Below are 14,917 nucleotides of genomic sequence, written 5' to 3'. Positions count from 1 at the left end.
ATCTAGGCTTGCGAAGCGCGTTCAAACGCCTCGATGATCGGCTGCAAGCGCTCGCGCTTGAGCTTGAGCGCAGCCTGGTTGACCACCAGGCGCGACGAAATTTCCATGATGTGCTCGACCTCGACGAGGTTGTTCGCGCGCAAAGTACTGCCCGTGCTGACCAGGTCGACGATGGCGTCCGACAGGCCCACCAAGGGCGCCAGCTCCATCGAGCCATACAGCTTGATCAGGTCGACGTGCACGCCCTTGGCGGCGAAATGCTCGCGCGCCGTGTGCACGAACTTGGTGGCCACGCGCAATCGCGCGCCCTGGTGCACGGCCTTTTCGTAGTCGAAGCCGGCCTGCACCGCCACCGACATGCGGCAAGAGGCGATATTCAGGTCGATCGGCTGGTACAGGCCTTCGCCGCCGTGTTCCAGCAAGACGTCTTTGCCCGCCACGCCGAAATCGGCCGCGCCGTACTGCACGTAGGTCGGCACGTCGCTGGCGCGCACGATGATGACGCGCACGTTCGGATCGTTGGTGGCCAAAATCAGCTTGCGCGAGGTCTCCGGGTTTTCCAGCACCTTGATGCCGGCCGCTTCCAGCAGCGGCATGGTGTCCTCAAAAATGCGGCCTTTCGAGAGCGCCAGTATCAGCTGCGAATTGTCGCCCGTGTTCGATCCGTTCATGCTCGTTCCTTGTTATTTAATGCGTACGATGTTCGCGCCGACGGCCGACAATTTCACTTCCATGCGGTCGTAGCCGCGGTCGAGGTGATAGATGCGATCGATCAGGGTTTCGCCATCGGCGGCCAGGGCCGCGATCACCAGCGACGCCGAGGCGCGCAGGTCGGTCGCCATCACGGGCGCGCCGCGCAGCTGCTTGACGCCGGCGATGATGGCCGTGTTGCCCTCGATGGTGATGTCGGCGCCCAGGCGGTTCATTTCCTGCACGTGCATGAAGCGGTTCTCGAAGATCGTCTCGGTGACGCGGCTGGCGCCATTCGCGATGGTGTTGACGGCCATGAACTGCGCCTGCATGTCGGTCGGGAAGCCCGGGTATTCCGTGGTGCGGAAGCTGACGGGGTTCGGACGGGCCGACATCTCGGCGCGGATCCAGTCGGTGCCGAAGGTCATCGTCAGGCCCATGGCGCGCAGCTTGTCGAGCGCCGCGTCGAGGATATCGGTGCGCACGTTGCGCAGGGTGATATCGCCGCCGGTGGCCGCCACGGCGCACAGGAAGGTACCCGTTTCGATACGGTCGGCGATCACCGCGTGCGAAGCGCCGTGCAGGGCATCGACGCCCTGGATCACCAGGCGGCTGGTGCCGATGCCGTCGATCTTCGCGCCCATGGCCACCAGCAGGTGGGCCAGGTCGGTCACTTCCGGTTCGCAGGCGGCGTTTTCCAGGATGGTCTCGCCTTCGGCCAGGGTCGCTGCCATCAGCAGGTTCTCGGTGCCGGTGACGGTGATCATGTCGGTGACGATGCGCGCGCCTTTCAGCTTGGCGCACTTGGCGTAGATGTAGCCCGCTTCGATGCGGATCTCGGCGCCCAGCGCTTCGAGGCCCTTGATGTGCTGGTCGACGGGGCGCGAACCGATGGCGCAGCCGCCCGGCAGCGAGACCTTGGCTTCGCCGAAGCGCGCCAGCAGGGGGCCCAGCACGAGGATCGAGGCGCGCATGGTTTTCACCAGTTCATACGGCGCTTCCAGCGTGTCGATGGCGCTGCCGTTGAGAACGACGCGGTCGCCGTCCTGCTGCACTTTCAGGCCCGTCTGGCCCAGCAGCTTCAACATGGTGGCCACGTCGTGCAGGTGCGGCACGTTCGTCAGGTCCAGGTCGCCCGCGGTCAGCAGGCCGGCGCACAGGATGGGCAGGGCGGCGTTTTTCGCGCCGGAGATGGCGATGTCGCCGTTCAGGCGGTTGCCGCCGTTGATGAGGAGCTTGTCCATGTGCTTATCCTTGGAATTCTTCAGGTGTCAGGGTTTTCATCGACAGCGCGTGGATTTCTTCGCGCATGCGGTCGCCCAGCGCCGCGTAGACGATCTGGTGGCGGGCGATCAGGCGCTTGCCGGCAAACGCGGGCGAAACGATCACGGCCTGGAAGTGCTGGCCATCGCCCTCCACTTCGAGGTGCGTGCATTCGAGGCCGGCCGACAGATAGCCGTGGATCAGTTCTGGAGTGGTGGTCACGATAAGTCCTTGATATTGAATAATGTAGTGATGTGATGTGCCGCAATCAACGGCGCAATGAGTGTCGTAATCAATGTCGCAAACGATAGCCGCTCTTCAGCAGGCGGATCGACGCCAGCGCCAGGATCACGAGGAAGCCGGCGACGATGGACACGCTGAGCCACGGGCTGACGTCGGACACGCCGAAGAAGCCGTAGCGGAAACCGTCGATCATGTAAAAGAAGGGGTTCAGATGCGATACCGTCTGCCAGAACGGCGGTAGCGAGTGGATCGAATAGAACACGCCCGACAAGAAGGTGGCCGGCATGATCAGGAAGTTCTGGAAGGCGGCCAGCTGGTCGAATTTCTCGGCCCAGATGCCGGCGATCAAGCCCATGGTGCCCAGCATGGCGGCGCCCAAAAAGGCGAAGACGACGATCCACAGCGGCGCGACGAACGACAGGTCGGCGAACCAGCAAGTGATGGCAAACACGCCAAAGCCCACGGCCAGGCCGCGCGCGACGGAAGCGAGTACATACGCCGAGAAGATTTCCCAGTGCGACAAAGGCGTGAGCAGCACGAACACGAGGTTGCCCGTGATCTTGGATTGGATCAGCGAGGACGAGGAATTGGCGAACGCGTTTTGCAGCACGCTCATCATCACCAGGCCGGGAATCAGGAAGGCCGTGTAGCTGACGCCGGGGCTCGGCTCCACGCGGCCGTCGAGCACATGGCCGAACACCAGCAGGTACAGCATCGACGTGAGCACGGGCGCGGCCACGGTTTGCGTCGCCACTTTCCAGAAGCGCAGCGTCTCTTTGTAGACGAGGGTGCGAAATCCTGTCGAAATCATACGGTACCTTTATCCATGATCTGCAAGAAGATATCTTCCAGGTCGGCTTGTTGCAATTGCATTTCATCGATCTCGGCGCCCGCTTCGCGCAGGCGGGCGAGGATTTTTTCGACTTCGCTGTATTCGTTGACGCGCAGGCTGAACTTGTTCGGCGCCTGTTGTTCTTCCGGGTGCAGCACCAGGTGCTGCAAGTCGGCCGGCAGGCTGCCATTCTTGAGGTGCAGCTGCAGCTGCGAGCCGGCGATGCGGCGGATCAGGGCCGACATGGTGTCGAGCGCCACCACCTTGCCGGTTTTCAGCATGGCCACGCGCTGGCACATGGCTTGCGCCTCTTCCAGGTAGTGCGTGGTCAGCACGACCGTGTGGCCGCCTTCGCGGTTCAGGCGCGAGATGAACTTCCACAGCGTCTGGCGCAATTCCACGTCGACGCCGGCCGTCGGCTCATCGAGCACGATGACGGGCGGCTTGTGCACCAGCGCCTGGGCCACGAGCACGCGGCGCTTCATGCCGCCGGACAGGGCGCGCATATTCGTGTCGGCCTTGCCGGTCAGGTCGAGGTTTTCCATGACCTCGTCGATCCACTTGTCGTTGTTCGGCAAGCCGAAATAGCCGGACTGCAGGCGCAGGGTTTCGCGCACCGTGAAAAACGGGTCGAATACCAGCTCCTGCGGCACCACACCCAGGTTGCGGCGCGCATTGCGGAAGTCCGTGACGACATCGTGGCCATGGATCTTGACGGTGCCCGCGTCGGGGCGTATCAGGCCGGCGATGATGGAAATGAGGGTGGTCTTGCCGGCGCCGTTCGGGCCGAGCAGGCCGAAAAACTCGCCTTCTTCGATGGCCAGCGACACGCCGCCCAGCGCCTTGAGCGATTTATAGCTCTTTTCTACATTCGTTATTTGAATTGCGGTCATGTGCTTGTTTCAAGTGTAATGCGTCTGGTGTGATGCGCCAGTTGCCGGTGCAATGCAGGCCGGCTGGCCGGTGCAGGGCGCCCCTTCCGCAGAGGGTGGCGCAACAGTCAATTATAGTTGGAAACTTCGTGGAACACTTGGAGATCAATCCGACGGCGCTGCTGGCCTGCCGGCTTGAAAGCTACTGCTGATGCGGGGAGTGGGACAGGATCAATGATGATGCAGGTCGGACGGGCTGCGTTCGGCGTGGCCGCCGGCGCTGGCGCAGTCGTCGGTCGTCAACGTGCTCGAAACGAGCGAGCAGACGCCATACAGCTTGGTGAGGTTTTTCAGGTTGTCCGGCAGGTTTTTCAGCTCCAGCACGCCGCCGGCATCCTGCGCGGCGCGCTGCCACGTCAGCATGACGGAGACGGCTGCCGAATCGACGGCCTTGACGTTGCGCAAGTCAAACTTCGTCTGACCCGAGCGGATGGCGTCCAGACCCTGCTCCAATGCCGAAGTGGCATTGTGCACGGTCAGGGAAGTCAGGGACTGCAAGGTGTCGAGAGAGTCGGGCATGGCGTCGGGCTGCGCTGGTCTGGAGCTGGGTCAGGAGCTATATGATAGCCGATTATTTGGCTTTGGCAGCGGGACGGCTGGCCAGGGCCTTGTTTTTTGCCTGCAAGGTCTTGATCAGGCCATCGATGCCGCCCTTGCTGATCTCGCTGGCGAAGCTGCTTTTGTACGTTTCCACCAGCCACGCGCCCAGCACGTTGATGTCATAGATCTTCCAGCCGGTAGCGGTTTTCGCCACGCGGTAGTTCAGGGGCACGGGTTCGCCGCGCGCCACGTTCACCTGCGAACGCACTTCCACTTCCGTGTCGGCCGGGTCGGCGCGCAGCGGCTTGAATTCCACGGTTTCGTTCTTGATCTGCGACAAGGCGCCCGAATACGTGTAGATCAGCAGGGTACGGAATTCGCTGGACAGCTGTTTTTGCTGGTCCGGCGTGGCGTCGCGCCAGAAGCGGCCGGCGGCCAGGGCCGTCATGCGCTGGAAATCCACGTACGGCAGGATCTTGCTTTCCACCAATTCGGTGACGCGCTTGATATCGCCAGCCTGGATGGCCTTGTCGTTCTTGGCCGTCTCGATCACGTCCTGGCTGATGCGTTTGACCAAGACGTCCGGCGCTTCCACGGCGGGAGCGGCCTGGGCGGCGGTGGCAAAGGCGATGGTGGCCATCGCCAGCAGTTGTTTCATCAATTTCATGGTTCTACCTTTCATGGTGTTGCTATGCACCGGCTGGCGTCGATCGCAGCCGTGGTGTTTCTTTACCGCAGTTTACTCCTGAGGCCTAGCCTGGGAAGCCACGGTATTGCTACCAGATGTTACGAGGTCCGCCGGCGCCACATCGGCCGCGGCCGTCGCAGGCGGCGTTTCCGCTGGGACAGGCTGCGGTTGCGCCTCATAGGCCGGCTCGTAATCGCTGGTGTCGTTTTTTGGCACTTTGCGGTCGCGGCGGTCCGTATCGCCATCGAAAACCTTGCTTTCGCGCGCCTGCAGGAAGCCATCGCGGATGAATTCATAACGGTCCAGCGCGGCCGCTTCCATCAGGTTGGTCGCGTCGAGCAGCGCGGCGCGCTTGTCGACCACGCGCGTCACCGTGCCGATATTGCGCACCGAGACAGGATCCTTGTAGCGCCATGGGTCGCCCGTGATATCGAGCGGCAGGGCCACCGTGTCGCGCACGGTCGATGGGCCCAGCAGCGGCAGCATCACGTATGGACCAGGCTGAACGCCATACCAGCCCAGGGTCTGGCCAAAGTCTTCGTTATGCTTCGGAATGCCCGCCTGCGACGCGATGTCGATCAGGCCGAAGATGCCGAAGGTCGAGTTCATGCTGACGCGCACGACGTCTTGCAAGCCCGCCTCACCCTTGCCTTGCAGCAAGTTGTTCACGGCGCTCCACACATCGGACAAGTTGCCGAAGAAATTGCCCACGCCCGTTTGCACGAACGATGGCGTGACGGTCTTGTAAGCCGTGGCGACCGGTTTCAGGGCCACCTGGTCGACGGTATCGTTGAACTTGAACATGGCGCGGTTGTAACCCTCGAGCGGGTCGCGCGGATTGGTGCCGGTGGCGCAAGCGCTCACGCTGGCGGCGATGGCCAGGGCCAGGCCGATACGCGCCAGGCTGCCTTGGGATTGTTTGGTCGACTCGCTCATTTGCTGTCCTTTCCTTCCGCTGCCTTGCTGTAGATGAACTGATTGATCAGGTCTTCCAGCACTGTGGCCGATTGAGTACGGGCGATCTTGTCGCCCTCCGCCAGGTTCGCCAGATCGCCGCCTGCTTCCAGGCCGATATATTGCTCACCCAGCAAACCGGCCGTCAAAATCTTGGCCGAGCTGTCTTTCGGAAATTTGTAGCCATCTTCGATGTCGAGTTTCACCAGCGCCTGATACGTCTTGTCGTCAAAGCGGATTTCCGCCACGCGCCCCACCACCACGCCAGCGCCCTTGACGGGCGCCTGCGGCTTGAGGCCGCCAATATTGTCGAACTTGGCACTAATGGTATATGTCTTGCTGAAAGACAGCGAGCTCATATTGCCGGCCTTGAGCGCCAGAAACATCAATGCCGCCACACCCAGCAAGACGAACAAGCCGACCCAGACATCCAAAGATTTACGTTGCATAAACAATCCTAAATAATTTTTACTTGCTGCCGCCTGCGCAACATCTTGCCCAGGCCCGCTGTTTTGTCGCTGATTGGCAATTACTTGCTAAACATCAACGCCGTCATCATGAAATCGAGCCACCACACCATCAACGATGAAATGACCACCGTGCGCGTGGTGGCGCCGGACACGTCTTCCGGCGTCGGCTGTGCCTGGTACCCCTGGAACAGCGCGATGAAGGTCACCGCAATACCGAACACCAGGCTCTTGATGGTGCCATTGCCCACTTCTTTCCATACATCCACGCCGCCCTGCATCTGCGACCAGAACGAGCCTTCATCGACGCCGATCAGCACCACGCCGACCAGGTAGCTGCCGATGATGCCGACGGCCGTGAAGATGGCGCCCAGGATAGGCATGGCGATCACGCCGGCCCAGAAACGGGGCGCCAGCACGCGCTGGATCGGGTTCACGGCCATCATTTCCATGGCCGACAATTGCTCGCCCGCCTTCATCAGGCCGATTTCCGCCGTCAGCGAGGTGCCGGCGCGGCCGGCAAACAGCAGCGCCGTGACGACCGGGCCCAGTTCGCGCGTCAGCGACAGCGCCACCAGCAAGCCCAGCGACTGCTCGGCGCCATACGTGGTCAGGGTGTAATAGCCTTGCAAACCCAGCACCATGCCGACAAACAGGCCGGAGACGGCGGTAATCACCAGCGAGCGGTTACCGATAAAAAATAGTTGCTCGATCACCAAGCGCGGACGGCGCCACAGGCCGCCCGACGAGGCGATGATGATGAAAAACGAACGCACGGCAAAGCCGAGGTCTTGTACCGAATTGCGCAACCATGCTCCGATCGCCGCCAGGAAACGCGCGATCATCGGCCGCCCCCCGCCTGCAAGCCCAGGTCGTCGGCCAGCGACTTGCCCGGGTAATGGAACGGTACGGGGCCATCGGCCTCGGCATTGACGAACTGCTTGACGTACGGATGCGTCGACACTGCCATCTCGGCCGGCGTGCCGTGCGCCACAATCTTGCCCGATGACAGAAAATAAACATAATCAGCGATGGCGAAACACTCCTTCACATCGTGCGATACCAGGATAGACGTGGAACCCAGCGCATCGTTCAGATTGCGGATCAAATTCGCCGTCACGCCCATGGAAATCGGGTCCAGGCCGGCGAACGGCTCGTCATACATGATCAGTTCGGGGTCGAGCGCGATGGCGCGCGCCAGCGCGACGCGGCGGCCCATGCCGCCCGAGATCTCGGCCGGCTTCAATTGCGCCGCATTGCGCAAGCCGACGGCGTGCAGCTTCATCAGCACCAGGGTGCGGATCAGCTCTTCATTCAAATCCGTGTGTTCGCGCAGGGGGAACGCCACGTTCTCGAACGCCGTCAAGTCTGTAAACAGGGCGCCGTGCTGGAACAGCATGCCCATCTTGCGGCGCAGCTGATACAGCTCGTCGGTTCCCAGCGTATGCACGATCTGGCCGTCGACATTCACGGAGCCGGAACTGGGGCGCAGCTGCCCGCCGATCAGGCGCAATACGGTCGTCTTGCCACTGCCGGAGCCACCCATGACGGCCACAACTTTTCCACGTGGGAAATCCATTTGAAGGCCCGATAAAATCGAACGTTCTCCATAGGCAAAGTGTAAATCACGGATCTCAACAAGATTTGGCACGACGAAGCTCACTATTTTAATGGCGTATTGTAGTGCAGAAACGCCAACCTCTGCTGAGACACCCCTCGGGACAGCCCCGTAAAGGGGAAGAATACAACACTAATGAATCGAAAGTCAGATATTGTAGTGGAAATTTGGCCCGCACATCGCGTCCCTGTCCGGCGATGTTCACAGCTGTTGACTTGACAAGTAAAAATAACAAGGGCCACGCCGCATTCCGCGCCGTGGCCCTGGCAAAAAACGAACAATTGCTCGTTAATTAGCGCGGCAGCAGGGAAGCCCCCATCAGGAACTCATCGACGGCGCGCGCGCACTGGCGCCCTTCGCGGATGGCCCACACCACCAGCGACTGGCCACGGCGCATGTCGCCGGCGGCAAACACCTTGGCCACCGAGGTCTGGTAGCAGCCGGCGCCGTCTGTTGTCGCCTTGACATTGCCGCGCGCATCCGTGTCGACGCCGAACGCTTCCAGCACCTGTTGTACTGGGGAAACAAAACCCATGGCCAGGAAGACCAGGTCCGCCTTCATCTCGAATTCCGAGTTCGGCACTTCGCTCATCTTGCCGTCTTTCCATTCGACACGGCAGGCGATCAGCTTTTCCACCTTGCCGCCCTTGCCTTCGAAACGCTTGGTGGCCACGGCCCAGTCGCGCTCGCAGCCTTCCTCGTGCGAGGACGAGGTGCGCAGCTTGGTCGGCCAGTACGGCCAGACCAGCGGCTTGTTTTCCTGTTCCGGCGGCTGCGGCATCAGTTCGAACTGGGCCACCGAGGCGGCACCATGGCGGTTCGACGTGCCGACGCAGTCGGAACCCGTGTCGCCACCGCCGATCACCACCACGTGCTTGCCCGTCGCCTTGATCTGGTCCTTGAGCTTGTCGCCCGCGTTGACCTTGTTTTGCAGCGGCAGGAAATCCATGGCGAAATGCACGCCTTTCAGTTCGCGGCCCGGCACGGGCAAGTCGCGCGGCTGCTCGGCGCCGCCGGCCATGATGACGGCGTCGAATTCTTTTTCCAGGTCTTCCGGGAAAATGGTTTCCTTGGCCCAGTTATTCACGTGGGCCGGGAAATCCTTGCCCACCAGTACGCTGGTGCGGAAGACCACGCCTTCGGCTTCCATCTGTTTCACGCGCAAGTCGATGTGCGACTTTTCCATCTTGAAGTCGGGGATGCCATAACGCAACAAACCACCGACCCGGTCGCTCTTCTCGAACACGGTGACGGCGTGGCCGGCGCGCGCCAGCTGCTGCGCCGCCGCCAGGCCCGCAGGGCCGGAACCGACGATGGCCACTTTCTTGCCGGTACTAAAACCGGCAGGCTGCGGCGTGACCCAGCCGTGCTCCCAGCCCATGTCAATGATCTTGTGCTCGATGGACTTGATGCCGACCGGATCTTCGTGGATGCCCAGGGTACAGGCCGATTCGCACGGCGCCGGGCAGATGCGGCCAGTAAATTCCGGGAAGTTGTTGGTCGAATGCAAGATATCGAGCGCTTCGCGATAGGCGCCGCGGTACACCAGGTCATTCCAGTCGGGAATGATGTTGTTCACGGGACAACCCGTGGTGCAGAAGGGAATGCCGCAATCCATGCAGCGCGCGCCTTGCACGGTCGCTTGCGCGTCGGACAGGTGCAGCACGAATTCCTTGTAGTTCTTCAGACGCGCGGCAGGCTCCAGATAGTGTTCGTCCTGGCGCTTGAATTCCATGAAGCCGGTAATTTTACCCACGATGTTTCCTTTGTATTTGCTGGCTGGGAGCGGCCGGGCCGCTCCCTGTCATTGCTCTATGCGATTGATCTTGGCTGGCTCAGGCGGCGACGGCTTGTACTTCCATGGCGGCATCGGCAGCCATTTCAATCAACGCACGCTTGTATTCGTTCGGGAAGACTTTCACGAACTTGCCGCGCGCCGCGGCCCAGTCGTCCAGCAAGACGCGGGCGCGGGTGCTGCCCGTGTGCTTGAAGTGACGCTCGATCAGGCGCTTGAGGATGACTTCATCCGCTTCCGGCACGCCATCGCGGTGCTGCGTATGCCAGGCGTCGCGGTCCAGATGCTGTTCCGCCGCGGACACGACCTTGTCCAGGCTGACCATGGCCGTGTTGCACTTGCTGGCAAAGTCGCCCGCCGGGTCATACACGTAGGCAATTCCGCCCGACATGCCGGCCGCGAAGTTGCGTCCCGTGTTGCCCAGGACCACCACCGTGCCGCCCGTCATGTATTCGCAGCCATGGTCGCCCAGGCCCTCGACCACCGTGGTGGCGCCCGAGTTGCGCACGGCAAAGCGTTCGCCCGCCACGCCATTGAAGAAGGCTTCGCCGGCAATGGCGCCGTACAGCACCGTGTTGCCGATGATGATGTTGTCCACCGCCCAGCCGCGGAATTCCGTATTCGGCCGCACGATGATGCGCCCGCCAGATAAACCTTTACCCACGTAATCGTTGCCCTCGCCCACCAGGTCGATGGTGATGCCGTGCGCCAGGAAGGCGCAGGCCGACTGGCCCGCCGTGCCTTGCAGCTGGATGTGGATGGTGTCGTCCGGCAAGCCGGCATGGCCGTATTTCTTCGCCACTTCGCCGGACAGCATGGTGCCCACCGTGCGGTTCAGGTTGCGCACGGGCGAGATGAAGGAGACGCGCTCGCCCTTTTCCAGCGCCGCGCGCGCTTGCGCGATCAGCTTGTGGTCCAGCGCTTTTTCCAGCGCATGGTCCTGGAATTCCACGTGGCGACAGGCCTGGCCATCCGGGGTTTCCGGCTTGTAGAAGATGGCCGAGAAGTCCAGCCCCTGCGCCTTCCAGTGCGAAATCGCCTTCGATTTATCCAGCAGATCGACGCGGCCGATCAGCTCGTCATACGTGCGGATGCCCAGCTGCGCCATCAATTGACGGGCTTCCTCGGCAACGAAGAAGAAGTAATTGACGACGTACTCGGGCTTGCCCGAGAACTTGGCGCGCAGCACCGGATCTTGCGTGGCCACGCCCACCGGGCACGTATTCAAGTGGCATTTGCGCATCATGATGCAGCCTTCGACCACCAGCGGCGCCGTGGCGAAACCGATCTCGTCGGCCCCCAGCAGGGCGGCGATGACCACGTCGCGGCCCGTCTTCATCTGGCCGTCGGCTTGCACGCGGATGCGGCTGCGCAAGCCGTTCAAGACCAGCGTTTGTTGCGTTTCAGCCAGACCCAGCTCCCACGGCGTGCCCGCATGCTTCACGGACGACAATGGGGAAGCGCCCGTGCCGCCGTCGTGGCCGGCGACGACCACGTGGTCGGCTTTCGCCTTGGTCACGCCGGCAGCCACCGTGCCGATGCCCACTTCCGACACCAGTTTCACGGAGATCGAGGCGCGCGGGTTGGCGTTCTTCAAGTCATGGATCAGCTGCGCCAGATCTTCGATCGAATAGATGTCGTGGTGCGGCGGCGGCGAAATCAAGCCCACGCCCGGCACGGAAAAGCGCAGGCTGGCAATGTATTCCGACACCTTATGGCCTGGCAACTGGCCGCCTTCGCCCGGTTTCGCGCCCTGGGCCATCTTGATCTGGATCTGGTCGGCCGAGTTCAGGTAGGCAGCCGTGACGCCGAAGCGTCCCGACGCCACCTGCTTGATGCGCGAACGCATGGAATCGCCTTCCTGCAGCGGAATATCGACGACGATCTGCTCGGCGCCCACGACGGACGCCATGGTGTCGCCCTGGCGGATCGGGATGCCCTTCAATTCCTGTGTGTAGCGGTTCGGATCTTCGCCGCCTTCGCCCGTGTTCGACTTGCCGCCGATGCGGTTCATGGCCACGGCCAGGGTCGCGTGCGCTTCTGTGCTGATGGAACCGAGCGACATGGCGCCCGTGGCGAAGCGCTTGACGATTTCCTTGGCCGGTTCCACTTCGTCGAGCGGGATCGCCTTGGTCGGGTCGAGCTTGAATTCGAACAGGCCGCGCAGGGTCAGGTGGCGACGGCTCTGGTCGTTGATGATTTGCGCATACTCTTTATAGCTGGAGAAATTGTTGCTGCGCGTGGAATGCTGCAATTTCGCAATCGCATCCGGCGTCCACATGTGGTCTTCGCCGCGCACGCGGAATGCGTATTCGCCGCCCGCGTCGAGCTTGTCCACCAGCACGGGATCGTTGCCGAAGGCCAGCGCATGCAGGCGCAGCGCTTCTTCCGCCACTTCAAACACGCCGATGCCTTCCACGTTCGAGGCCGTGCCCTTGAAGTATTTGTCCACCAGCGACTTGTTCAAGCCGATGGCTTCGAAAATTTGCGCGCCGCAGTACGACATATACGTGGAAATGCCCATCTTCGACATGACTTTCATCAAGCCTTTGCCCACTGCCTTGGTGTAGTTGTAGATGGCTTTGTCGCCCGACAAATCGCCCGGCAAGCCGTGCGCCATCTCGACCAGGGTTTCCATGGCCAGATACGGGTGAACGGCTTCCGCGCCATAGCCAGCGAGCAAGGCGAAGTGGTGGGTTTCGCGGGCCGAGCCCGTTTCCACGACGAGACCGGTGGACGCGCGCAAGCCCTTGCTCACCAGGTGCTGGTGCACGGTGGAGGTGGCCAGCAGCGCGGGGATCGCCACCTGGTCGGCGCAAATGGCGCGGTCCGAGACGATCAGGATGTTGTGGCCGGATTTCACGGCGTCGACGGCTTCCGCGCACAGCGAGGCCAGGCACGCTTCCACGCCTTCCTTGCCCCAGGCCAGCGGGTAGCAGATGTCCAGTTCGTACGACTTGAACTTGCCGCCCGTGTGGGCGCTGATGTTGCGCAAGCGGGCCATGTCGTCAAAGCCCAGCACGGGCTGCGCCACTTCCAGGCGCATCGGCGGATTGACGTTGTTGGTATCGAGCAAGTTCGGTTTCGGGCCGATGAAGGACACGAGCGACATCACCATCGCTTCGCGGATCGGGTCGATCGGCGGATTCGTCACTTGCGCGAACAGTTGCTTGAAGTAGTTATACAGCGGCTTCAATTTGTTCGACATGACGGCCAGCGGCGAGTCATTGCCCATCGAGCCCGTCGCCTCTTCGCCGGCCACGGCCATAGGCGCCATGAGGAATTTCAAGTCTTCCTGCGTGTAGCCGAACGCCTGCTGGCGATCCAGCAACGATGGCTGCTCTTTTTCGCCCTGGGCGCGGTCCTGTTTCGCCTGCCCTTCGGCCAGCTTGATCTCGTCGAGCTTGATGCGCACCGAGTTGATCCACGCTTTATATGGCTTGGCGTTGGCGTAGGTGTTTTTCAGTTCCTGGTCGTCGATGATGCGGCCCGCTTCCAGGTCGATCAAGAACATCTTGCCAGGCTGCAAGCGCCATTTCTGGATGATCTTCGACTCGGGAATCGGCAGCACGCCCGATTCCGACGCCATCACCACCAGGTCGTCGTCCGTGACGATGTAGCGGGCCGGACGCAAGCCGTTGCGGTCCAGGGTGCCGCCGATGTGGCGGCCGTCCGTGAACGCCATGGCGGCAGGGCCGTCCCACGGTTCCATCATGGCCGCGTGGTATTCATAGAAGGCGCGGCGGTTGTCATCCATCGTCGTGTGGTTTTCCCACGCTTCCGGAATCATCATCATCATCGCCTGGGCGATCGGATAGCCGGCCATCAGCAGCAGTTCCAGCGCATTGTCGAAGCAGGCCGTGTCGGACTGGCCTTCATAGATCAGCGGGAACAGCTTTTGCAGGTCGTCACCCAGCACGGCCGACTTCATCACGCCTTCGCGCGCGCGCATCCAGTTGAAGTTGCCTTTCACCGTGTTGATCTCGCCGTTATGGGCGATCAGGCGGTACGGGTGGGCCAGCGGCCATTCGGGGAAGGTATTCGTCGAGAAACGCTGGTGCACCAGGGCCAGGGCCGAGATGCAGCGCGCATCCTGCAAGTCCTTGTAATACACGCCCACCTGGTCGGCCAGCAGCAAGCCTTTATACACGATGGTACGGGCCGACATCGACGGCACGAAGAATTCCTTGCCGTGCAGCAGTTTCAAGGCCTGGATGGCGTGGCCCGACGATTTGCGGATCACATACAGTTTGCGCTCGAGCGCGTCGGTGACCATGATGTCCGGGCCGCGGCCGATGAAGATCTGGCGAATCACCGGTTCCTTGGCGCGCACGGTGGGCGACATCGGCATGTCCGTATCGATGGGCACGTTGCGCCAGCCCAGCACGACCTGGCCCTCGATGCGCACGGCGCGTTCGATTTCCTGTTCGCACGCGATGCGCGATGCGTGTTCCTTCGGCAGGAAGACCATGCCCACGCCGTATTCGCCAGGCGGCGGCAATTCCACGCCCTGCTTGGCCATTTCTTCGCGGTAATACTGGTCGGGAATCTGGATCAGGATGCCGGCGCCATCGCCCATCAGCGCATCGGCGCCCACGGCGCCCCGGTGATCGAGGTTTTTCAGAATCAGCAAACCCTGTTCGACGATCGAATGGGTCTTGTTGCCCTTGATATGGGCGACGAAACCGACGCCGCAGGCATCGTGTTCATTGGCTGGGTCGTACAGGCCTTGCGCTTTCATGGGCTTCTCCGCTGCATATGACTATCGAAAAACTAGAGTAGTGCAACGCAACAAAAAACTCAACTACAACAATTAGGGTCGGAGTTGAATTAAATTCGATTCTGTCGCTCTAAAAATTTAATAGGGACATAGTCGTAGGGATTTCAATAAAAGC

General features: G+C 61.6%; 13 protein-coding genes. All 13 read right to left on the bottom strand.

The genetic code is table 11. The features are described 5' to 3' along the window. Positions 1-2 precede the first annotated feature (2 nt). Positions 3-671 (bottom strand): ATP phosphoribosyltransferase, encoded by a 669-nt coding sequence (hisG, locus tag O3298_RS28100; protein WP_077398226.1) that lies wholly within the window; start codon positions 669-671, stop codon positions 3-5. A gap of 12 nt (positions 672-683) precedes the next feature. After that, positions 684-1,934, bottom strand: coding sequence for a UDP-N-acetylglucosamine 1-carboxyvinyltransferase (gene murA, locus O3298_RS28095; protein WP_305061095.1), 1,251 nt, complete (start codon positions 1,932-1,934; stop codon positions 684-686). Positions 1,935-1,938: 4 nt separating this feature from the next. Then, complete coding sequence (locus O3298_RS28090) at positions 1,939-2,175, bottom strand: BolA family protein (RefSeq protein ID WP_010402134.1); 237 nt, start codon at positions 2,173-2,175, stop codon at positions 1,939-1,941. A gap of 70 nt (positions 2,176-2,245) precedes the next feature. Then, positions 2,246-3,007 carry an ABC transporter permease gene (locus O3298_RS28085; protein WP_251351539.1) on the bottom strand — a complete coding sequence of 254 codons (762 nt, stop codon included), beginning with the start codon at positions 3,005-3,007 and terminating at the stop codon, positions 2,246-2,248. Then, complete coding sequence (locus O3298_RS28080; protein WP_077398228.1) at positions 3,004-3,921, bottom strand: ABC transporter ATP-binding protein; 918 nt, start codon at positions 3,919-3,921, stop codon at positions 3,004-3,006. Before O3298_RS28080 ends, O3298_RS28085 begins: the two co-directional genes overlap by 4 nt. 210 nt (positions 3,922-4,131) lie before the next feature. Next, positions 4,132-4,479, bottom strand: coding sequence for a lipid asymmetry maintenance protein MlaB (locus O3298_RS28075; protein ID WP_077398229.1), 348 nt, complete (start codon positions 4,477-4,479; stop codon positions 4,132-4,134). A 52-nt stretch (positions 4,480-4,531) separates the two neighbouring features. Further along, positions 4,532-5,167, bottom strand: a complete 636-nt coding sequence (locus O3298_RS28070; RefSeq protein WP_305061094.1) for a phospholipid-binding protein MlaC — start codon at positions 5,165-5,167, stop codon at positions 4,532-4,534. A gap of 72 nt (positions 5,168-5,239) precedes the next feature. Continuing rightward, complete coding sequence (locus O3298_RS28065; protein ID WP_077398231.1) at positions 5,240-6,124, bottom strand: VacJ family lipoprotein; 885 nt, start codon at positions 6,122-6,124, stop codon at positions 5,240-5,242. Further along, positions 6,121-6,591 (bottom strand): outer membrane lipid asymmetry maintenance protein MlaD, encoded by a 471-nt coding sequence (gene mlaD, locus O3298_RS28060; protein ID WP_070346035.1) that lies wholly within the window; start codon positions 6,589-6,591, stop codon positions 6,121-6,123. Before mlaD ends, O3298_RS28065 begins: the two co-directional genes overlap by 4 nt. Positions 6,592-6,671: 80 nt before the next feature. Continuing rightward, positions 6,672-7,454, bottom strand: a complete 783-nt coding sequence (gene mlaE, locus O3298_RS28055) for a lipid asymmetry maintenance ABC transporter permease subunit MlaE (protein WP_034780952.1) — start codon at positions 7,452-7,454, stop codon at positions 6,672-6,674. Beyond that, entirely contained in the window at positions 7,451-8,260 is an 810-nt protein-coding gene (locus tag O3298_RS28050) for an ABC transporter ATP-binding protein (RefSeq protein ID WP_034753922.1), read from the bottom strand. The genes mlaE and O3298_RS28050 overlap by 4 nt, the downstream gene beginning before the upstream one ends. Before the next feature lie 259 nt (positions 8,261-8,519). Continuing rightward, positions 8,520-9,983 (bottom strand): glutamate synthase subunit beta, encoded by a 1,464-nt coding sequence (locus O3298_RS28045; RefSeq protein WP_070257787.1) that lies wholly within the window; start codon positions 9,981-9,983, stop codon positions 8,520-8,522. A 79-nt stretch (positions 9,984-10,062) separates the two neighbouring features. Next, positions 10,063-14,763 carry a glutamate synthase-related protein gene (locus O3298_RS28040; RefSeq protein ID WP_099666074.1) on the bottom strand — a complete coding sequence of 1,567 codons (4,701 nt, stop codon included), beginning with the start codon at positions 14,761-14,763 and terminating at the stop codon, positions 10,063-10,065. Positions 14,764-14,917: the final 154 nt, after the last annotated feature.

Origin of the sequence: Janthinobacterium sp. SUN137 (assembly GCF_030587265.1) — a bacterium.
GTDB classification, from domain to species: domain Bacteria; phylum Pseudomonadota; class Gammaproteobacteria; order Burkholderiales; family Burkholderiaceae_D; genus Janthinobacterium; species Janthinobacterium kumbetense.
Note: the sequence above shows the minus strand (reverse complement) of the source record. Positions and strands in the feature narration are given on the sequence as shown.